Below are 21,231 nucleotides of genomic sequence, written 5' to 3' on the forward strand. Positions count from 1 at the left end.
CCGGAAATGCCGCAGCCTGTGCCGGAACGTCCGCGCCGCGGCCGGCCTTCCTCCGTCCGGAGAGGACCGCTAGCCATGATTTACATCATCCTCAATGTCGTGCCGATCGGGCTGGCGACGCTCGCGGGATTGCTCGTCGGCTTTCTCTGGGTGAAATCGCTCGGCGGCATGCCCGAGCGACGGATCACGCCGGCGCTCGCCGTCGTCGCGCTGGTCGCCGAGTTCTGGCTGGCCTCGATCCTCGCCGGCGCGCTGATTCTCGCGCCACGCCAGGCCGGCGAGTGGACGATGGCGGTCGGCAGCGCGGTCGTCATCTGGATCGGCTTCGTCCTGCCTGCGCTCGCGGTGACGCTGCTCTATCGGCGGCTATCCGCCCGCCCGATCCTCGGCGACTGCGCCCATTGGCTCGTCGTCATGGTGCTGCAGGCGGTGGTGCTAAAATCCTACGGCCTCGTGCCGCCGCCCGGCACACCGGGAGCGTGAGCGCGCTCAGTCCACGAAGACGCGGCTGCTCGCGGCCGCGCCCTTCGCATCCACCACGGAGATGGTAACGAAGCCGGGCTCCTGCGGCCGCCACGCCGCCTGCCGGTCGAACAGGCCGGTGAGCGCCGGCATGCCGTCGATGACCCAGGTGAAGGGCGGCGTGCCGTTGCGCACCTTCAACGACAGGTCGCTCGCGGCGCCGTCCGCGAGGCCGAGCTCGACCTTGGTGTCGTTCGGCGGGAAGACGATCTCCGGCCGGTCGGCGCCGGCCGCGTCGATGCCGCCGCCGACCTTCCGCATCGCCGGCGGCAAACGCCTGCCCGCCGCGGCGAGGATACCGGGGGGCGGGCCGGGCAGCCGCTTCGCGGGACCGAGCCGCGCGAAGACGTCGCGCATCACCGGCACGGCGGCGTCCTGCCCGACGAGGCCCGGCACCGGGACCGCGTCCGGCCGGCCGAGCCAGACGCCGACGACGTGCCGGCCGTCGTAGCCGACCGTCCAGGCGTCGCGATAGCCGAAGGACGTGCCGGTCTTGAAGGCGATCGTGCCGGGCGGCCCCTTCGCGGTGGTCGGCGCGCCGGCGAGGACCGAGGTCACGTACCAGGCCGCCTGTTCCGAGAGAATGCGCCGCGCGGGCGGAGCGCCGAGGATCGCAGCAGGCGATGCGTCGATCCGGAGCGGCTTGGCGACGCCGCCGTTGGCGAGGCCGGCATAGATCCGCACGAGGTCCTCCAGCGAGATGCCGAGGCCCCCGAGGCCGATCGCGAGACCGGGCAGCGTGCGGCTGCCGAGTTCGGGATGCGCGCCGGCCCGCTGCATGCGCTGGACGAGCCGCGATGGCCCGACCGCCGCCAGCAGTTCCACCGCCGGCAGGTTGCGCGAGAGCTGCAGCGCGCGCCGCGCCGTGATGACGCCCTCGAACGTGTGGTCGAAGTTCTGCGGCGTATAGCCGGCGAAGGCCGTCGGGCGGTCGTCGACGAGGCTTTCGGGATGCGCGACGCCCGCCTCGAAGGCGAGGCCGTAGATCAGCGGTTTGAGCGTCGAGCCCGGCGAGCGCACGGCCTTCGTCAAGTTGACGTAACCTTGCCGTTCGGTATCGAACATGTCGGGCGCGCCAACCGTCGCGAGGATTTCGCCGGTCGTGTGGTCGGCGACGAGGATGGCGAGGCTCTGCGGCTTCGGCAGGCCGGCGGCCTTGTCGCGGGCATAGGCTTCGAGGCTTTCCTGCAAGTGTCGGTCGAGCGTCAGCGGCAGGCGCTTCGCGGCCGGGTTCGCCGCCTTTGCGCTTTCCGCCGCGTGGGCGGCGAGCATCGGCATGGCGCGGCGGGCGGTCGGCACCGGCTCGGCGCTGGCGCGCTCGGCCTCGGCCGGCGCCAGGATGCCGAGCGCCACCATCCGTGCCAGCACGCGGTCGCGCGCCTGCTTCGCCCGCTTCGGATGGAGGTCGGGCCGATAGCGCTCCGGCGATTGCGGCAGGGCGACGAGCAGCGCGGCTTCCGCCGCCGTCAGCCGGCGCGGCTCGTGCCCGAACCAGGCGAGGCTCGCCGCGCGCACGCCCTCGACGTTGCCGCCGTAGGGCGCGAGCTTGAGATAGAGGTTCATGACGCCGCGCTTGCCGAGCGCCCGCTCCAGCGCCAGCGCCCCGAGGAACTGTTCGCCCTTCGCGCGGAGGCTCCCGGTCGGCAGGCCCTCGACCATGCGCGCCACCTGCATGGTCAACGTCGAGCCGCCGGAAACGAGCCAGGCGTGGCGCACCGACTGCCAGACCGCGCGGCCGAGCGCGACGGCGTCGATGCCGCCGTGCGACGCGAAGCGCTTGTCCTCCCAAGAGGTCAGCATGAGGAGAAAACGCGGGTCGACGTCGGGCTCGGAAACATCCAGCCGCCAGCGCCCGTCTTGCGTGGCGAAGGCGCGCAGGATGCCGCCGTCCCTCGCTTCGACGAGGACGCCGGTCTCAGGCTCGGCGAGCCGTGCCGCGCGCGCCGCGACGGCGCTCTCCAGCCACCGATTGCCGGCGAATCCGAGGCCGCCTAGGAGCGCCGCGCCGAGGCCGAGCGCGACGGCGAGGCGGCGGCGCTTCACCGGCGCGGGCCGACCACCGAGACGCGTCCCTCGCCCGTCGAGCCGCGGCTTTCCGGCCGGTACATGTCCACGACCGTCGCCGCCGGATGCACGAACTCGCCCGGCGACAACGCCCGGACGATATAGGCGAAGCGCATCCGGTCGGTGTTCCCTTCGGGCTTCTTCACGGCCGCGAGGAAGCGGTCGGCGCGGAACTCGGTATGCGCCGCCTCGCCAGTGAGTTCGAGGAAACCAAGTGCCCCGACATCGCCGCCGCGGATTAGCGCCGGATTGTCGATCGAGAGGCCCGCCGGCAGCGGGTCGTCGATCATCAGCCGCGCGTAGCCCGTGTCGGTTGGCAGCACGTCGAGGACGGCGACGAGCCGCGCGCCTTGCGCGATCGTCGCCGGATCGGCCTCCTTGCCGTCCAGCGTGTAGTAGGAGCGGCTGATCTGGTAGCCGCTCGATTTTGCCGGCGGCGCGACGAGCGGCACGCCCGCCAGCGTCACCGCCGCCGTGACCGGTTCCGCGCCGCGGTTGACGATCTCCGTGCCTCGCGCCAGCCGGTCCGCGTCGAGCGACATGGCCAAGGCGCCGTCCCGCGCCGCGCCGTCGACGGTGAGCCTTAGTGGTTTCGATGCAAGCAGCGCGTGGGCCGCGAGCAGCGACCAGGCATCCTCCTGCGTCGAGGTGTAGCGCCGCGCGGCGCGCTCCAGCCCGACCTTTTGCACCAGCGGCTGGAAGTCGACGCCATCGACGCCGGTTTCCAGCCCGATCGCCAGCACCGCCGCGCCATCGCGGAGCGGCGTGCCGTAATCGCTGCGGTTCGGATTGTCCTCCGGCCCGTTCACCGCCCCGGCCGAGGCCTTGCGGAGCAGCATCTCGGCGCGCACCCGGTCGCCATAGAGCGCCAGTGCCGCCGCCAGATGCGCCTGCGCCAGCGGCGTCTTGAAGTTCGCCGCCTCGTTGTCAGCGGTGTAGCGCAGGTCCCCGATCGCGGCCCGGCCGTTGCGGGCCAGCACGTAGTAGGCGTAGGCGACAGGCCCCCAGTCCGGCTGCTCCGGCTGGTAGGCGAGTTGGTTGGCGAGGTTGTCGACCGCCAGCATCAGCCCCTCCACCGGCACGTCGTAGCCGGCCTCCTTCGCCCGCGTCAGGAAATCGGTGACGTAGCTGTCAAGCCAGAGATCGCCGTAGTCCGGCGACCAGAGGCCGAAGGAGCCGCTGGCGCCCTGGTTGGCGAGCACGCCCTTCACCGCCTTGTCGACGCGCTCGCGCACCTCGTCAGCGCGGTCGCGAAGACCCGCCGCGACGATGGTCCGGTCGAGATAGACGAGCGGCAGCGCACGGCTGGTGATCTGCTCGGTGCAGCCGTACGGATAACGGTCGAGCGCCGCGACGACGCCCGCGACGTCGAAGTCGCCGAGCCCTGAGACCGTCAGCGTCGCATGGCCGGTGCCCAGCTGAAAGTCGGCCAGAAGCTCGGGGCCGAGCGTCAGCTTGCCGCCGTTCGCGGCGAGTGGGAAGGAGCTCCGCTTCACGGTTTCCGGCTGGATGGAGCGGACGGCGAGCGTGAAGCTCTTGCGCAGGATCATGCCGTCCGGCGTCGTCAACGCGAGGTCGAAGCCGGCTTCGCCGCTGTTCTCCGCCACGATCGGCACCAGCACGCGGCCGTGGCCCTTCGCCGTCAGGTCGAGGTCGGCATCGGCATTCGCTTCGATGCGGACGACGCCCGCGCCGCCGGTCAGCGCCAGATGCACGCGGCCGGCGGGTCCCTCGACATGGGTCACGTCGAGCGCGATGCGCGAGGCGTCGCCGGGGCTGAGGAACGGCGGGCGGCTGACCTGCGCCACCACCGGATCGCGCACCAGCATGTCGCGGGAGGCTTCGCCGACGCCGGTCTTCGACCAGGCGACAGCCATCAGCTTCAGCGTGCCGTTGAAGTCCGGCACATCGAGCTTCACCGTGGCGCGGCCGTCCGGCCCGACGGTGACGACGCCCGAGAACAGCGCGACGAGGTCGTCCATCGGCGGCGGGCTGGCGATCGCGGCGCCCGCATCGCCGCCGGAGCGCACGGTGCCCGGCGCGCCCTGCATCCGGTCGATGAGCTTGCCGTAGAGGTCGCGGATCTCGACGCCGAGCCGGCGCTGGCCGAAGTACCAGCCCTGCGGCGAGGGCGGCTGGAAGCCGGTGATGTTGAGGATGCCGACATCCACCGCCGCCAGCGTGACGTAGGCGGTCTCGCCGGTCTTCACGCCGGCGACGGTCACGCCGACGTCGACGCTGCGGCGCGGTTCGATCCGCTCCGGCGCGTCGAGCGAGACGGCGAGCGCGCGGTCGCCCGGCTCGACGCCGGCATGGGCGAGACCCATCGCGCGGCCCGGCATGCGCTTCTCGGCGAGGTCCATCGGCCGGTAGAGCACGGCGGTGACATAGGCGCCGGGGCCCCAGTCGCGGGTGACGTCCAGCGTCACGTCGCCGCCGGTCGCGGGAATGTCGGCGCTGGCGGTGGCGACGACGCGCTCGTCCATCACCAAGACTTCCGCCTTGCCGGCGAAGCGCGGCTCGATATGGACCACGGCCTTGTCGCCGACCTTGTAGCGCGGCTTGTCGAGCGAGACCTTCAGGATGTCCGGCGTTTCCATCGAGCGCGCCGCGACGTACCAGCCGGCCTCGAAGGACAGGCTCGTCGGCAGCGCCCGGCCGGACGGATCGGTCAGCACGAGTTCGTAGCCGCCCCATTCGACCGGCATGGAGAGCTTCGCGGGCTCGCCGGCCTTCAGGTCGAGCGTGCCGGAGGCGACGCGACTTTTCCGCGTCACCGGCTCGTAGTTCCAGCGGCCGTTCGCCGAATACCACTGGAAATCGGTCGAGACCTTGTTCAGCACCCATCCCACCGCGGGCAGGTCGGCACGGGCGTTCCTCGCGTCGAGCGCTAGAAGCTCGAACGCGGCCTCGCTGCCTTCCGGCACCGAACCGTCGAACAGCGGCTTCGCGCCGATGCGCATCTTGGTTCCGACGAGGGCGAGATCGGCGTCGCGTTCCACGGGCCGGCCGCCCGCATCCGCGACGCGCACCTGCAGCGAGGCCTTGAGCGGCTTCGTCGTCACCGGCGGCTCGAACGGCTGCAGCGTGACGGTCGCCTTGCCTTCCTCGTCCGTCGCAGTCTCGTCGATCGGCAGCCGCACCGCGGTCGGCTGGTCGTCGGCGAGGCCGAAGGAATAGCCGGGAAAACCCTCGATCAAATCGGCCGGCTCCAACACCGCCTCGCCGGAAACTGCGAGATCGGCAGCCGGCGCGCCGAACAGGTAGCGCACGTCGAGCGGCACCTCCGGCGGGCTCGCCGGATCGAGGTCCTTGGCGGCCACATCCAGCGAGAAGTCGATCTTCTCCGGCTCGAAATCCTCGACGCGCGCCGAGGTCGAAGCGATCGCGGGCTGTTTCGGGTCGGTGTGGAGCGCGAAGCTCCAGGCTCCGCGCATGGCGTTCGCCGGCAGACCCACGTCCCAGGCGAAGCCGCCGGCCTTTTCCGCCTTGACGGGCGTTCGCGCGAACTCGATGCCGTCCGGCCGTGAGACGATGCCGGTCAGCGTCAGGCCATCGACGGCCTCACCCTTGGCGTCGCGCGCGAGGCCGGTCAGGTGCACGGTGTCGCCGGTGCGGTAGATGCCGCGCTCCGTCGTCAGGAACATGTCGAGCGGCCCGGCCGGCGCCCTGCCCTCGACGCCCCGGTCGGTGAGGTCGAAGGGCGAGCCGGTCAGGTCGAGGAACACGAAGTCGCCGTTGCTTGTCGAGGCCGTCAGGACGGCCGGGCGGTCGCCGCCGGTGCCGCGCAGGAGGCCGGGCGCGAGACGCGCATGTCCCGCGGTGTCGGTCGCCGCGGTGCCGAGCACCTCGTTGTTCGCGGCGACGAGTTCGAGCCTCACGTCCGCCGCCGGCTCGGCGGTTCCGAGCGATCTGGCGAAGACGTGGAAGCCGTCCTCGCCGGAAAAGGTGGTGAGGCCGATGTCGGTCAGGACGAACCACTGCGTCGCCAGCGTCTCGTCGCTGCCCTTGGCGTTCTGCGCCTTGGCGGTGAGGACGTAGACGCCGGGCTTCCGCTCCTTCAGGATCGCCGCGACCGGGATGGCCGTGACCACTTCCTCGTTGGTCTTCCGCTGGACGTCGACGAAGCCCTTCCAGACTTCCTCGCCCCGGTTCGCGGCCACGTCGTCGGCGTCGTAGGACGCCATCTGCGACAGGAACTTCGCGTCGCCGATCGTGCGGGCGAGCTCGCGGTCGCCGATCCGGAGCAGCCGCGCTTCGACGACGTCGGTGTTGATCGTGGTGACGGGCATCGTCACGTCGCCGCCGGCCGGCAGCACATAGACGTTGCCGGACAGGCGGACGGCCGGATCGCGGTCGCGCACGTAGATCGAGACGCTGACGTTCTTCGCCAGCCGCTCGCCGCTCGCCGACGGGATGCCGCGCCGGGCGACGACGGCGTAGCGGCTGCCGTGCTGCACGCCCTCGACGCAGATCTGCGAGCCGGACGCCGTGACGGGCAGCCTGTCGCCGCCCTCCACCGAAACGAAGTCGCCGGCGTTCTCGGATGCCGTGACGGAGGGCGCCAGCTCCTCGGAGAAATTCAGGCAGATGCGCGGGTTCGCGGCGTTGGAATCGACGGAATTGTCGGTGATGCGGAAGCCGTGGCTCGCCACCGCCTCGTCGAGGCGCTTCTGCGCATCCGCATTCTCCTTCACCGCGAGGCTCGCGCGCCATGCCTTGATGGCGCTCTTCCAGTCCTCGCGCGCGGCCATGCCCTGCGCCAGGAGATCGAGCGCGGCGGCCTTGTCGGTGTCGTTGTCGGCGGTGAGATAGCCGTTGATCGCGGCCGGATCGCGAAGTGCGTCGTTGGCCTGCTTCGCCTCGTAGTCGTCGGAGGAAAAGGCGAGCGCGGCGCGCGCCATGCCGAACCAGCCGTGCGGGTCGAGGGGGTCCCGCTTCAGCGCCTCGCGGTAGAGGCGGACGGCCTCGCCGTAGCTGAGGATCTTCAGGGCGTCGTCGGCCTGCCCCATGATGCCCGCGTCGTCGATCGAAGCGTCGCGCTCCTCGTCGGCGAGGCCGACGCGGAGCTGGTCGGCGCCGTCGAGGCTGCCCTTGGCGAGAAAGCCGAGTTCCTTGCGGCGCTCGGCGACCTGCGCCTCACGGTCCGGCGCGGGGGCCGAGTTCTCCGCGATGCGGCCCGAGGCGACGTTCTTCGCGGCGCGAAGCTCGCCGACATCGTCCTTCAGGAAGCACCAGCCCTTGGATAGGTTGATGGTGAAGGCCTTGCAGCGGTTGTCGGCGAGGCAGGCCGTCTCGCAGATGTTGCGGTCGACGCCCTTCAGGATGTCGTAGTCGTGGCCGTAATAGTCGGCGTTCGGCGAAGGAACGATCGTGCGCTCGGGACCTTGCGCCTGCACCGCCCCGGCGGACCCGAGTCCGAACACCAGCCCGAAGACGATCCGGCGGAACATCCCCGCTGCAAGGTCCATCGCCATCCGCTCCCCTCGCGGCACATCCCCTTGCGGCACTCTAATGCGGTTCGTTCGCCCGTGCCAGCGCCCGGTGCGGCACAGGGTCCCGCCCGGTGCAACGCAAGTCATATTCCGTCATTCCCCAACCGACGACACGAGGAGAGATACGGATGAGCAAGCATCTGAAAGCGGGATCGCCGGGCGCCGTGAAGCCGCAGGACGATCTCGACCGCAATCCCGGCATCAACAGTTCGAAGGGCATGACGATGGCGGGCGCCGACCCGGAGGACATCCAGGGCAACGCCACCTTCGAAGGCGACGTCGAGAACGACGTGAATGCGCAAGGCGGCATCGACCCGAAGCAGACGGGCCGCACCAACAAGTAGGCACCCTTCCCTCTCCCGAGCCGGGAGGGGGCAAGCCTTCAGCCGAGCCGAACGCCCGACGCCGCGTCGAACAGATGCAGATGCTCCGGCGGAAAACGGACCGGCACCCTCTCGCCCACCTTCCATCCGACGCGGCCGAGATGGAACGCCTTCAGCGGCGACGGGGCGGCCACGTGGCTCGTCTCGTCCGAACCGAGACGCAGGTGGACGATCGCGCCCATCCCGGTCGGCTCGACGATCTCGACGGTGGCGCGGAGCGGCGAGTCGCCGGCGCCCTCGCCGAGCAGCACGTGCTCCGGCCGGATGCCGACGACGACCGGCCTGCCGTTCGCGAGCGGCGCGGCCGGCGGTTCGATGAAGCTGCCGGGCGCCAGTTCCAGGCGGCCGCCTTCCACCATCGCCTCGATGACGTTCATCGCGGGCGAGCCGATGAAGCCCGCGACGAAGCGGTTCGCCGGCCGGTCGTAGAGTTCGGCCGGCGTGCCGATCTGCTGGATCGTGCCGCCTTCCATCGCGACGATCCGGTCGGCGAGCGTCATCGCCTCGATCTGGTCGTGGGTGACGTAGATCGACGTCGCGCCGAGCCGGCCGTGCAGCTTCTTGATCTCGGCCCGCATCTGCTCGCGCAGACGCGCGTCGAGGTTCGACAGCGGCTCGTCGAACAGGAAGGCGGCAGGCTCACGCACGATCGCCCGGCCCATCGCGACGCGCTGGCGCTGGCCGCCGGACAGTTGCTTCGGCCGGCGCTCGGTCAGTTGCCCGAGGCCGAGAAGGTTCGCCGCGCCGGACACGGCCGCCGCGATCCGGTCCTTCGCGGTCTTCCGGAGGCGGAGGGCGTAGCTCATGTTCCCCGCCACCGTCATGTGCGGGTAGAGCGCGTAGCTCTGGAACACCATCGCGAGGTTCCGGTCCTTCGGCGCGAGGTCGTTGACCCGCCGGCCGGAGATCACGATGTCGCCGCCAGTCGCGTCCTCCAGCCCGGCGATGGTGCGGAGCAGCGTGCTCTTGCCGCAGCCGGACGGACCGACGAGGACGATGAACTCGCCCTTGCCGATGGAAAGGTCCACCGAGCGGAGCACCTCCACCGGCCCGAAGGATTTCCGGACGCCCTGGATGTCGATCGCGCCCATGGAGGTCAGCCTTTCACGGCACCGGCGGTGAGGCCCTCGACGAGGAACCGCTGGATCAGGAGGAAGAACAGGATCGCCGGGATCAGCGCGAGGACGCCGGCCGCCATCATCTGCCCGAAGTCGACGCCGAACTTCGAGACGAAGGTGAGGAGGCCGACCGGGAAGGTGCTCTTGTCGGCCTTCGAGATCAGCATCAGCGCGAAGAGGAGCTCGCTCCACGCGGCGGTGAAGACGAAGCCGAGCGTCGCCGCCATGCCGGGCAGCGTCAGCGGCACGATGATCTGGCGGAAGGCCATGAACCGGCTCGCCCCGTCCATCTCCGCGGCCTCCTCCAGATCCCTAGGAATCGCGTCGAAGAAGCTCTGCATCAGGAACACGGCGAAGGGCACGTTGAAGGCCGAATAGACGACGACGAGGCCAGCGAGCGAGTTGGTGAGCCCCAGCGGCGAGAGCATCCGAAAGATCGGCGCGATCAGCATCACCAGCGGGAACATCTGCGTCAGGAGCAGGAGCCCGATCAGGACGAGCTTGCCGCGGAAGGCGAAGCGCGACATCGCGTAGCCGGCGAGCGCCGCGACCAGCGTCACCACGACGGCGGTCGAGAGCGAGACGATCAAGCTGTTCTTGAAGAAGGTCGGGAAGGCCGAGTTGGCGATGACGAAGCGGTAGTGCTCGAAGGTCGTCTCGGAGGGCCAGAGGCGGACGCCTTCCGAATAGAGCAGCGAGTTCGGCGTGACCGAGACCTTCAGCAGCCAGAACAGTGGGAACAGCGCGACGGCGATATAGGCGAGGATCGCGAGGCGATGCGCGATCGTGCCGGCGAGGCGGGTGCGGGAGGCGGCCATCGCCTCAGGCCCGCTGCAGCACGGTCTGGCGCAGGACCACGATGGTCAGCGAATAGGCCATGAGTAGCACGAGCAGCACCATCGCGATCGCCGAGGCGTAGCCGAAGTCGAGCCGGCGGAAGGCGGTGGTGAAGATATAGGAGGCGACGATCTGCGTCCGGTCGGCCGGGCCGCCATTGGTCATGACGACGATGAGGTCGGCGAAGTTGGCGATCCAGACGGTGCGCAGCAGCAGCGTGATCGCGATGGTCGGCGCGAGGAAGGGCAGCGTGATCGCCCGGAAGCGCTCGAACGCCCCCGCGCCGTCGATAGCAGCGGCTTCGTAGATGTCACGCGGGATGGACTGGAGCGCGGCGAGGAGGGTGATCGCGAAGAAGGGCACGCCCCACCAGACGTTGGCGACGATCGGCCCCCAGATCGCGAGGTTCGGATCGCCGAGGATGTTGAAGGGCTGGTCCATGAGCCCCAACGCCGCGAGCCAGTGCGGGAACGGCCCGACCACGGGGTTGAACAGCCAGGCGAAGTCGAGCCCGGCGAGGAAGCTCGGCACCGCCCAGGGCAGGAAGACCAGCGCCTGCGCGATGGCGCGGCCGCGGAACGGCCGGTCAAGCAGCAGCGCGAGGATCAGCCCGAAGACGAACTGCAGGATGAGGGAGGCGAAGGTCCAGAAGACGGTGTTCTTCAGGGCGCGCCAGAAATTCGCATCCTTCGCGAGCTTCTCGAACTGTTCGAACCCGACGAAGCCGCCGGAGAACGGGTTGAGCAGCCGCACGTCGCGGAAGGCGTAGGTAAGGCCGAGGAGCAGCGGCGCCAACATCACCGCGACGATGAGGATCAGCGCCGGCGCGGAATAGAGCCACGGCTCCGCCCGGTGGACGAAGCGCTCCATCGGAGAGCGCCGGTCCTTGGCGAGGGCGATGTCGGCGGAAATGGCGGTCAATTCGGACTTTCGCGTGAGGATAAGAACGGCGGCGGCAGCGCTTCCTTCCCCTAAGTCGGGAGAAGGTGTCGACAGGCGGATGAGGGCACGCAGCCGCAACGGCGAAGGTTGGTGCTCTGCGACGCCCCCACCCGACCCTTCGGGCCACCCTCTCCCGAATCGGGAGAGGGGCAAGGCATGCTTCCGCCGACGTGGCGGAAGGGCCGGCGGTCATTGCGCGCTCTTGAACTTCTGCTGCGCGGGCGTGAGGTAGTCCGCCCACTGCTTGCCGAGGTCCTCGGCCGAGATCTCGCCGAGGAGAGCCTGCTGACCGGTGGAGACGACCATCGAGTCCTTGAAGAAGGCGAACTCCTCCAGGTAGCTCGGCAGCGAGGTCGGCACCGTGTTCGGGTCCGACAGTTCGGCGAACCAGCCCTTGAACTTGTCGGCTGCGTAGAACGGGTCCTTCTCGGCCGACTTGTGGACCGGCAGCGCGCCGGTGCGCTTGTTCCACTCGACGTTCGGCTCCGGCGATTCCAACGCTTCGATCAGTTTCCAGCTCGCCTCCTTGTTGGATGAGTTGGCGAACATCGACCATCCGGCGAAGCCGATCACCGGAAAGGCCTTGCCGGCCTCGCCCTTCGGGATCGGCACGACGCCGTAGTCCTCCGGCTTCATCTTCTCGTCGATGGCGATCAGCGCGTCCGGATCCTGGTTCAGCATGGCGCAGGTGCCGGAATAGAAGCCCGCGACCTGCTCGTTGAAGGCCCAGTTGATCGAGTCCTTCGGCGACAGCCCCTCCTTGTAGTAGTCGATCAGGAAGGCGAGCCCCTTCACCTTGTCCGGGTCGGCGAAGGTCGAGGTGCCGTCGTCCTTGAAGAAGGTGTTGTTGCCGGAGACGGCGTTCGAGAAGATCGTCCAGTCGTTGAGGCCGCCGCGGCCGCCGCGCTGGCAGTAGCCGGCCTTGCCGATGGCCTTCAACTTGCGCGAGGCATCGAGGAACTCGGGAAGCGTCTTCGGCGGCTCGGCGATGCCGGCGTCCTTGAACAGCTTCTTGTTGTAGAACATCGCCTGCATGTAGAAGCCGTAGGGCAGCATGTAAGCGGTCTTGCCGTCGGTGGAGCGGCCGAACTGCAGCGCCCGGTCGTTGAGGCCGGACGTGTACTGCCACTTGGCGAGGTAGGGCTCCAGGCTCTCCAGCGCGCCGTTCTTGGCGTAGAGCGCCACCCAGGTGTCCGGCATCTCCATCACGTCCGGCGTATCGCCGGCCGAATACATCGTCGCGAACTTCTCGAAGGCCTCGCCCCAGGGCAGCGAGGTGATCTCGACCTTGGTGCCGGGGTTCGCCTGCTCGAACTTCGCGACGAGGCCCTTGAGCGTCTCGGTGCGGGCCGGCGAGGTGATGACCTCGACGAGCTTCAGCGTCGTGTCGGCCAGCGCCGTGCCGGACATGAGCGCGAGGCCCAGCGCGCCGGCGAGAAACGTCTTGATCATGCTCCCTCTCCTTTTCCCGTTGATGTCATCGCGTCGCGGCCTGGATGGCGCGTTCGAGATCGGCGACGAGCGCCGTCGTGCCTTCGAGGCCGACATGGAGGCGTACCGAGCGTGGGCTGATGCCGAAGGCGTGCGCCGAGTTCGGTCCCTGGTTCTGCGCCAGCACCACCAAGCCCGGCACGCAGAGGCTCTCGTGCCCGCCCCAGGACACGCCGAGCTTGAAAACGCCCAGCGCGTCGGCGAAGGCGGCGATGTCGACGCCCTCCTTGAAGATGAACGAAAACAGCCCCGATGTGCCTTCAAGCCCGGGCGGCAGCGCGTTGCCGCGAAGCGCTGGATGCTGGACGGATTCGACGGCGTCGTGCGCCTGCAGCCAGCGCGCGACATGAAGCGCGTCCGCCTCGTGCGCCTTCATCCGGATCGGCAGGGTACGCAGGCCCCGGAGCAGCAGCCAGCCGTCGAAGGGCGAGAGCTTGCCGCCGAGATAGGGTAGCGTCTGCGAGCAGATGCGGCCGACGAGTTCGCGCGACCCCGCGACGACCCCGGCCACCACGTCGGAATGGCCGCCGAGATATTTCGACGCCGAGTGAAGGACGATGTCGACGCCGAGCGACAGCGGCCGCTGGAAGATCGGCGAGGCCCAGGAATTGTCGATCACGGACAGCACGCCGTGTTCCCGCGCAGCCCGGGCCAGCGCGCTGACATCGTGCGCGTCCATCACCCAGCTCGTCGGGCTTTCCATGTAGAAGAGCTTGGCGCCGGGCAGCGCCCGCGCCACCGCTTCCTCGTCGCGCCCGTCGACATAGGTCACCTCGACCTTCAGGCGCTTCAGCAGCGTCTCGAACAGCCGGTAGGCGTCCGGGTAGAGGTGGCGGACGGCGACGACGCGGTCGCCAGGCTCGACGAAGGTCAGGACCGTCGAGGAGATCGCCGCCATGCCGCTGGCGAAGCCGAGCGCGTCCTCCGCGCCTTCGAGCGCGGCCAGCTTCTCCTCGAAGGCGCGGGTCGTCGGGTTGAGGCCGCGCGAATAGACCGGCCGTACTTTGAGGCCCCTGTAGGTGTCTTCCATCTCCTTCACCGAGGCGAAGGTGAAGAGCGAGGTCTGGACGATCGGGGGAACCACGGCGGAATAGGCGTTCTCGCCGTCGTGGGCGACGAGAAAGGACGGGTCGAGCTCGGAAAAGTCGTCCATCAGCGCGCCATCGTCACGATGTCCTCTGCGACGATGTCGAGGATGGCGACCGTGTTCGCCTTCGCCAGCACCGCGTCGCCCGCCGCGATCGCCTCGAACAGCTTGCGGTGGAACGGAAAGGAGCGCCGGGCGAAGTCCGGCCGGTCGAAGGGCTCGGCGAAGAAGCCCTCGAAGGCTTCCCGCATCTGCTCCAGAAGCTGGTGGAACAGCGGGTTGCCCGTCGCGTCGTAGATCGAAAGGTGAAAGGCGAGGTCTTCCCGCCCCGCCGTGCCCTTCTCCATGTGGACGCGCTCCATCTCGACGAGCTTCGCTTCCATGCGTTCGAGATCGACGGGCATCGCGCGCATCGCGGCGAGCGCGCTCGCCTCGACCTCGAGCCCGCGCCGGACGTCGAGCGTCTGGAGCAGGCCTTCCCGCAGGGAGGCCGGCGCGAAGGACAGCGGCATGTGTACGGTCGCGGGCGACACGGGCCGAACGAGGCGGGAGCCCGACCCCTGCCGCGTCTCGACCGCGCCCAGCGCCTGAAGCTGCCGGATCGCCTCGCGGACCGTGGAGCGCCCGACGCCGAGCGCTTCGGTGATCTCGCGCTCCGGCGGCAGCCGATCGCCGGGCACCAGATTCCGGCTTTCGATCAGCCGCGACAGCGCGTTCATCCCGTCGGACGACGGGCGGCTCGACGGCGGAGGCGAAGCGAATTCGGTCACCAGAGGCGAATCATCCCGCGAGGAATTGGTCTGACAACTAACAGCGCCATGTCCCGAGCGTCAATCGCTGCGTGGATGGCCGGGCGCTCGCATCTGCCCCGCTTGTCCGAGGAGCTCCGCGCCACACCTCGCAACGTCATGAGAGATGACGTGGAAGTGGTGGTGGTCGGCGCCGGCGCGGCCGGGATCGGGGCCGCCCGGGCGCTGGAGGCGGCCGGCATATCCTGCCTCGTCCTCGAAGCGCGGGACCGGATCGGCGGTCGGGCGTTCACGGCAGCGGACGGCCGAGGCGAGCCGATCGACCTCGGCTGCGGCTGGCTGCATTCCGGCACCCGCAACCCGTGGGTTCCGCTGGTGGAGGCGATGGGCTTCACGGTGAACCGTTCGAGCCCGCCCTGGTCGCGGCGCGACGGCGCGCTCGACATGTCGCCGGCGGAGTTCGACGCCTTTCGCGGCGCCGGCGACGCGTTGGACGAGCGGCTCGCGACCATCCGGACGCAGGACGCCGACCGCCCGGTCTCCGACTTCCTGGAACCCGGCAACCGCTGGAACCCGCTGATGGACGCGATCAGCACCTATTACAGCGGCGCGGAGTTCCGGCACGTCTCGGCGGTCGACCTCGACCGGTACGACGACGCCGGCGTGAACTGGCGCGTCGCGGAAGGCTACGGCCGGGCGGTGGAGCACTACGCCGAGGGTCTCGCCGTCGTCCTCGACTGCACGGTGACGGCGATCCGGCACGGCGGCCGGCGGCTTGCCGTCGAGACGCCGCGCGGCACGGTTTCGGCCGATGCCGCGATCGTCACCCTGCCGAGCGACCTTCTCGCCGCCGAGCGCATCCGCTTCGATCCGCCCCTGCCGGAGAAGGCCGAGGCGGCGCGGGGCCTGCCGCTCGGGCTCGCCGACAAGCTCTACCTGCAGCTCGACAGGGCGGACGGCTTCGAAGCCGACATGCGGGCATTCGGGCGGACGGACACGGCGCGGACGGCGGCCTACCATTTCCGTCCGCTCGGCCATTCGCAAGTCGAGTGCTATTTTGGCGGCGAGCTCGCGCGCGAACTGGAGCGCGGCGGCGAAGCGGCGTTCCTCGACTTCGCGCTGGGCGAGCTGACCGGTCTCCTCGGCAGCGATTTCGCCCGCCGCGTCTCGCCGCTGCCGATGCATCTCTGGGGGGCCGACCCCTTGAGCCTCGGGTCCTATTCCTATGCCGTACCGGGCAAGGCGGACATGCGCGCGGTGCTGGCCGCGCCGGTGGACGAGCGGCTGTTCTTTGCCGGCGAGGCCTGCTCGCGAAGCGACTTCTCGACGGCGCACGGCGCGCTGCTGACGGGGCGGGAGGCCGCAAGAGCGGCGATCGCCGCGCTGCGCGGCGCGCGTGCATCCGCCCCGCCCGAAGGCGTCGGCGCCGGCTGACTCGTCGGCTCCCTACCGAATCTCTGGCGAGGAACGCGGAGCGTCGCGGGCCTCCGGGCGTTGAGTCCGACGAACGAACGGAACGAACCTCATGCCTTTCCGCATCAAGCGCCCTGCCCCAGCGGCCGCGGCGTTGATTCTCGCTCTATCCGGTGCGGCGCTCGCCCAGCAGCCGTCGCCGGGCACAGCGGTTCCCGAAGTGCCCTCCCCCGCGCAGCCGGACAACAACGGCGGCAGCACGAACGGCGGAGCGTCCGACCCTTGCGCCGGCCAGCCCGGCTCGGGTGGCGACCAGACCCTGACCGGACAACTCTCGCAGTGCGGCGGCGTCCTGACGCCGCCCTCCACCGGCGACGACGCCGGCGCGTCGGTGCCCGACCCGAATCCCAACACGACGCCCGTGGTGCCGCCGCAGGCCGTGCCGGATCAGGCCCCGAACGGCCAGCAGCCGGACTCCTCGACGCAGGGCGGATAGCGCCTGTCAGACACCCGTTCGGGTCGATTCGGCGAGGCTTTTTCGCCGTTGGGACGTTACCGAGCCTCGCCGATGCCGCCGGCATCACTTAAGTTCGGCGCCTTGCGAACGACGAAAATCCCTCGCCGACCCTCCGCCGACGGGTTGCCTGACAGGCGCTAGGGAACCTTCGCCGGCTCCCTCGCTTCGCCGAGGCCGAAGACCTGGCCGGCATAGCCGCCTTCGCGGCTCGGCTCGATCATGCTTGCGGCGATGTCGTCCATCGACAGGCCCTCGGCCTGCAGCGACCACATCCGGGCGAAGATACCGCCCTCCTTCCGGCGAAGGTCCTTCGGCGAGCCGTCTTCGACGATCTGTCCCTCGATCACCACGACGACGCGATCGAAGCCCGCGATGGTCGACAAGCGGTGCGCGACGGCGATCACGGTGCGGTCGCGCATGAGCCGCGCCAGCGCCGACTGCACCTCGATCTCGGATTGCGTGTCGAGGCCGGAGGTCGCCTCGTCGAGGATGATGATCGGCGTATCCTTCAAGAAGGCTCTGGCGATGCCGACGCGCTGGCGCTGCCCGCCGGACAGCTTCGCGCCCCGCTCGCCGACGAGCGTGTCGTAGCCGTCGGGCAGCGCCCGGATGAAGTCGTCGCAATAGGCGGCCTTCGCCGCGGCGACCACCTCCTCGTCGGTGGCGTTCGGCCGGGCGAAGCGGATGTTGTCGCCGATGGAGCGGTGGAACAGCGAGACCTCCTGCGGCACCACCGAGATGGCGGCGCGCAACGAGTCCTGCTGGAGGCCGACGACGGGGTGGCCGCCGATACGGAGTTCCCCCTCCTGCACGTCGTGGAGGCGCTGGAGCAGGTGGACGATCGTCGACTTGCCGGCACCGGACGGGCCGACGATGCCGACCTTCTGGCCGGCGGGAATGCTCAAGGTGAAGTCCCGCAGCACCTTCCGCCCCTCGCCGTAGGCGAAGGCGACATCGAGGAACTCGACCTCGCCTTCGTGCGGCACGATCGGGGCGGCTTCCGGCGCGTCGGCGATCTCGTGCGGCTGGCCGATGATGCGCAGCGTCTCGCCGAGATAGGAGAAGTGCTGCGTCATGTCGACGAGCGCCATCGCGAGGTCGCGCGAGCCGTGGAGGATGCGGAAGGTCAAGGCGCTGACCACCACGACGTCGCCGGAGGTGATCGAGCCGCGCTGCCAGAGCAGCATCGACCAGACCAGCATCGAGCCGGCCATGACGAGCAGCATGATGTCGTGGAGGACGCGGCTCTTCTCGGTGAACATCCAGCTCGTGCGCTGGGCGACGGCCTCGCGCGAGAAGGCATGGGCGAGGCGCGAGCGCTCGCGGTCCCGGGCAGAGAAGGCCTTGACGGCCCAGACATTGGTGATGACGTCGATCAGTTCGCCGCCGACATGGCCGGACTGCTCGGCATAGGCACGGTGGAGCTCGCGGCCGCCGAAGCCGAACAGGATCAGCCCCGCCGTGACGGCGAGCGCGAACGCCGCCAGGGTCAGCGACATCCAGATGTCGAAGGTGGCGAAGATGATGAAGGCGCCGACGAAGCTGATCACCGGCGGCGCGATGTCCCAGACGGTGCGGTTCACCAGGATGCCGAAGGCGCCGGCCGTCGCGGTGACGCGGTGCCCGAGCGCGCCCGCGAGGTTGTCCTGGAAATAACGGACCGGATGGCCGATCATGTAGTCGAGGAGGTCGAGCCGAACATCGACGCCGACGCTGATCGTGGTTTTCGCCGCCAGCCAGCCGCTCGAGCGCCAGAGCAAGCTTTCCATGCCGATGAGGACGATGAAGAAGGCGAGCGCGGTCCAGGCGGCGGAGGGGTTCGGGGTCGAGCCCGAGATCGCGTCCACCAAGAGCTTCATGCCGTATTGCACCACGACCGAGCAGCTCGACGCCGCGAGCGCCACGGCGAAAAGGCTGCCGAACAGCCAGCGCCGGTTCTTCAGGTAATGGAGGATGAACACGACCGGCGAGCGCAGGAAGCGCGGCACGTCGGCGCGATGCGGCCGGCTGTCGGTCGCGGGCGAAGTCTCGAAGTCGATGGCGGCGGTGGCGTCCGTCATGGCGTCAGGCGATCCGGCCCACGGCGGCGGAGGGGAGCGCCGCGTCGTTGGCGGCGACCGGTTTCGGTAGGATCGTCTGCTGGTAGGCGAGCTCCGCCGCAAAGGCGGGATCGGCCACTCGTGTGCCGCCGTCGTCCGCCTCGGACAGGAGGCCGACCGGGCAGACGCGCTCGTTCTGCCAGCCCTGGCAGTCGAGGACCGGGTAGAGGCAGATGGCCTCCACCGGCACGCCCTCGGCCAGCGCCGCCCGCACTTCCGCCGCGACATAGTGTAGCCAGGCGGGCCGGGCCGTGCCTTCGGCGCCGGTCTCGGACACGACGACGGGCCGGCCGTAGCGCTCGAAGGTCTCGCGCAGCATGCGGCGGAAAGGCTTGTAGGCATGGTGGCCGAGCGGGATCGTCGAGCCGCCGAGATACCATTGATTGTCGGGGTAGAAGTTGATGCCAACGACGTCGAGATGCTCCGGCGTGCCGCCGAGTTCGGGCGCCATGCGGCCGGTCAGCATGTCGTAGGCCTCGAACTGCGACAGGCGGTAGTTCTCCGCCGCTTCGCGATGTTCCAACGGCCCGGACCCGCCGTCGACGTGGATCGCCGGCTCGGCGAACAGGAAGCGCGCGTCGGGCTGCGTCCGGCGGATCGCGTCGATGGCGGCGATCGCGGCGCGCACGAGCTGGCGCTTCAGCTCGCCGGCGCGGCCCGTGACGGCCGGGTTCATCATGCCGACATGCGCGCCCGCCCAGGCCCAGTAGGAGATCTCGTTCACCGGGCAGAACCAGCCGGGCGCGCCGCTTTCCTCCCGGATCATCCCGGCCGCCGCGGCCGAGAAGGCGGCGAAGCGCTCGACGAATTCCGGCGACCAGATGTCGATGTCGTCGGGCCAGCCGTAGTGGCAGAGGTCCCAGACCACGGTGACGCCGGCGGCCTTCGCGGCGCGGACCATCGGAACGGCGCTCGTCCAGTCGTAGCGGCCGGGCGCGGGCTCGATCAGATACCAGCGCAACCCGTCGCGCGCGGCGCGGATGCCGTGCCGCACCAGCAGCCGGTAGTCCTCGAGCGCCAGATCGTCGTGCCGGGACGAGCGGAGGAGGTCGAGCCGCCGCCCGTCGTCGCGGCGATGGGTCGAGCATTCGAAGCCGCCCATGAAGAAGCTCGGAAGCATCATCGTCTCGCGTGTCGGTTCGCCAGGGAATGGTCGCTCAGGCATGAACGTGATCTGAACGAAGGCGAAGGTGATGCGGGAGGAAGGGAATGCCAGCCACCCAATCGAAAATTGTGCAGCACAAAAAACTTGCAGGGAACGTTCCGAGGCATAGTTGGATTGACGCGTAAGGGACGCGAGCGATCTTCAGCCTGAGAGGGTGCATGGCCGTCGAGATTGATTCGACACAGACTGAATTCCACTCCCACACCTCCAACTCTCCAAAGCCGCTGCTGGTGTGCTTCTCGCACCTGCGTTGGGACTTCGTTTACCAGCGGCCTCAGCACCTCCTTTCCCGCGCGGCGGACAGCTATCAGGTCGTTTTCATCGAAGAGCCGATCTTCGTCGACGTCGCCGAGCCCGAGATGCGGCTCAGCAGCCGTCCGAAAGGCATCGTGGTCGGCGTGCCAGCCTTTCCGCACGGTACCCCGCACGAGGCGGTGGTTTCCGGGCAGCAGCGCCTGATCGAGACACTGATCGCGCAGCACCCGGCGGACTTCTCCATCTACTGGTACTATTCCTCCATGCCCTTCGCGCTGAACGACGGATCGAAGGCGGACGTCGTCGTGTTCGACAACATGGACGAGCTGTCGGCCTTCCTCGGCGCGCCGCCCGAACTGCTCGACCTGGAGAAGCGGCTTCTGGCGCGGGCCGACGTCGTGTTCACCGGCGGCCACAGCCTGTTCGAGGCGAAGCGGAACCGGCACGGCAACATCCACGCCTTTCCGAGCAGCATCGACAAGCACCATTTCGCTGCGGCCCGCGAAGGTCTGCCCGACCCGGCGGATCAGGCCGGCATCCCGCATCCGCGCGTCGGCTTCTTCGGCGTCGTGGACGAACGGATGGACATCGAATACGTGCGGCAAGCCGCCGCGCTGCGCCCCGACCTCCACTTCGTGATGCTCGGCCCGGTCGTGAAGATCGACCCGGCGACGCTGCCGAAGGCCGACAACATCCACTGGATCGGCGGCAAGAGCTACGGCGAGCTTCCGGCCTATCTGGCGAACTGGGACTACGGCTTCATGCCGTTCGCGCTGAACGAGTCGACCCGCTTCATCAGCCCGACCAAGACGCCGGAATTCCTCGCGGCCAGCGTGCCGGTGGTCTCGACGGCGATCACCGACGTGGTGCGGCCCTACGGCGAGAAGGGGCTCGTGGAGATCGCGGCAACGCCGGAAGAGTTCGTGAGGGCGATCGACCGGCTGGAGGCGATGCCGCGCGATAGCTGGCTGGCCCGGGTCGACGAGCATCTTTCCACCACGTCCTGGGACATGACCTGGGATGCGATGAACCGCGAAATCGGCAAGGTCGGCTCCGCCCGCACCGCGCTGACCTCCAGCGCTGCGTAAGGATAC

At 69.4% G+C, this 21,231-nt stretch carries 15 protein-coding genes; 5 read left to right on the forward strand and 10 right to left on the reverse strand.

Features of this window, described 5'->3' with window-relative positions; translation table 11 throughout:
• The first annotated feature begins 75 nt into the window (after window positions 1–75).
• Window positions 76–483, forward strand: coding sequence for a DUF1761 domain-containing protein (locus tag F6X38_RS00100; protein ID WP_150967506.1), 408 nt, complete (start codon window positions 76–78; stop codon window positions 481–483).
• Window positions 484–489: 6 nt separating this feature from the next.
• On the opposite strand, the gene pbpC is transcribed toward F6X38_RS00100, so the two are convergent.
• Window positions 490–2,565: a penicillin-binding protein 1C gene (gene pbpC, locus F6X38_RS00105; protein WP_150967507.1), complete on the reverse strand. Its 2,076-nt coding sequence runs from the start codon at window positions 2,563–2,565 to the stop codon at window positions 490–492.
• Window positions 2,562–8,057, reverse strand: a complete 5,496-nt coding sequence (locus tag F6X38_RS00110) for an alpha-2-macroglobulin family protein (protein WP_150967508.1) — start codon at window positions 8,055–8,057, stop codon at window positions 2,562–2,564. The genes pbpC and F6X38_RS00110 overlap by 4 nt, the downstream gene beginning before the upstream one ends.
• Window positions 8,058–8,209: 152 nt before the next feature.
• Between F6X38_RS00110 and F6X38_RS00115 the strand changes: the two genes are divergently transcribed.
• Window positions 8,210–8,425 carry a hypothetical protein gene (locus F6X38_RS00115; protein ID WP_150967509.1) on the forward strand — a complete coding sequence of 72 codons (216 nt, stop codon included), beginning with the start codon at window positions 8,210–8,212 and terminating at the stop codon, window positions 8,423–8,425.
• A 38-nt stretch (window positions 8,426–8,463) separates the two neighbouring features.
• Here F6X38_RS00115 and F6X38_RS00120 read toward each other — a convergent pair whose 3' ends face one another.
• The 6 genes from F6X38_RS00120 to F6X38_RS00145 all read right to left on the reverse strand — a co-directional run bounded on the left by F6X38_RS00120 (window position 8,464) and on the right by F6X38_RS00145 (window position 14,658).
• On the reverse strand, window positions 8,464–9,555 hold the full coding sequence (locus tag F6X38_RS00120) for an ABC transporter ATP-binding protein (RefSeq protein ID WP_150967510.1): 1,092 nt from the start codon (window positions 9,553–9,555) through the stop codon (window positions 8,464–8,466).
• A 5-nt stretch (window positions 9,556–9,560) separates the two neighbouring features.
• Window positions 9,561–10,400, reverse strand: a complete 840-nt coding sequence (locus tag F6X38_RS00125; protein WP_150967511.1) for a carbohydrate ABC transporter permease — start codon at window positions 10,398–10,400, stop codon at window positions 9,561–9,563.
• Window positions 10,401–10,404: 4 nt separating this feature from the next.
• A complete protein-coding gene (locus F6X38_RS00130) occupies window positions 10,405–11,289 on the reverse strand; it encodes a carbohydrate ABC transporter permease (RefSeq protein WP_150967957.1) in 885 nt (294 codons plus the stop codon).
• Between the two features lie 261 nt (window positions 11,290–11,550).
• On the reverse strand, window positions 11,551–12,813 hold the full coding sequence (locus F6X38_RS00135) for an ABC transporter substrate-binding protein (RefSeq protein ID WP_246191109.1): 1,263 nt from the start codon (window positions 12,811–12,813) through the stop codon (window positions 11,551–11,553).
• Between the two features lie 25 nt (window positions 12,814–12,838).
• Window positions 12,839–14,005, reverse strand: a complete 1,167-nt coding sequence (locus F6X38_RS00140; RefSeq protein ID WP_150967513.1) for a PLP-dependent transferase — start codon at window positions 14,003–14,005, stop codon at window positions 12,839–12,841.
• On the reverse strand, window positions 14,005–14,658 hold the full coding sequence (locus tag F6X38_RS00145; RefSeq protein WP_150967958.1) for a FadR/GntR family transcriptional regulator: 654 nt from the start codon (window positions 14,656–14,658) through the stop codon (window positions 14,005–14,007). The genes F6X38_RS00140 and F6X38_RS00145 overlap by 1 nt, the downstream gene beginning before the upstream one ends.
• 189 nt (window positions 14,659–14,847) lie before the next feature.
• On the opposite strand from F6X38_RS00145, the gene F6X38_RS00150 reads away from it, so the two are divergent.
• Together F6X38_RS00150 and F6X38_RS00155 are read left to right on the forward strand one after the other, a co-directional pair.
• Window positions 14,848–16,122 (forward strand): flavin monoamine oxidase family protein, encoded by a 1,275-nt coding sequence (locus F6X38_RS00150; protein WP_150967514.1) that lies wholly within the window; start codon window positions 14,848–14,850, stop codon window positions 16,120–16,122.
• Window positions 16,123–16,213: 91 nt separating this feature from the next.
• On the forward strand, window positions 16,214–16,597 hold the full coding sequence (locus tag F6X38_RS00155) for a hypothetical protein (RefSeq protein WP_150967515.1): 384 nt from the start codon (window positions 16,214–16,216) through the stop codon (window positions 16,595–16,597).
• A gap of 158 nt (window positions 16,598–16,755) precedes the next feature.
• Here F6X38_RS00155 and F6X38_RS00160 read toward each other — a convergent pair whose 3' ends face one another.
• Both F6X38_RS00160 and F6X38_RS00165 read right to left on the reverse strand, forming a co-directional pair.
• Window positions 16,756–18,678: an ABC transporter ATP-binding protein gene (locus F6X38_RS00160; protein WP_150967516.1), complete on the reverse strand. Its 1,923-nt coding sequence runs from the start codon at window positions 18,676–18,678 to the stop codon at window positions 16,756–16,758.
• Between the two features lie 4 nt (window positions 18,679–18,682).
• The gene (locus F6X38_RS00165) at window positions 18,683–19,840 is read right to left on the reverse strand and encodes a beta-glucosidase (protein ID WP_150967517.1); all 1,158 of its coding nucleotides are present in this window, start codon (window positions 19,838–19,840) and stop codon (window positions 18,683–18,685) included.
• A 200-nt stretch (window positions 19,841–20,040) separates the two neighbouring features.
• Between F6X38_RS00165 and F6X38_RS00170 the strand changes: the two genes are divergently transcribed.
• Window positions 20,041–21,225, forward strand: a complete 1,185-nt coding sequence (locus tag F6X38_RS00170) for a glycosyltransferase (protein ID WP_150967518.1) — start codon at window positions 20,041–20,043, stop codon at window positions 21,223–21,225.
• Window positions 21,226–21,231 lie beyond the last annotated feature (6 nt).

Source organism: Plantimonas leprariae (assembly GCF_008802405.1).
Taxonomy (GTDB): Bacteria; Pseudomonadota; Alphaproteobacteria; order Rhizobiales; family Rhizobiaceae; genus Plantimonas; species Plantimonas leprariae.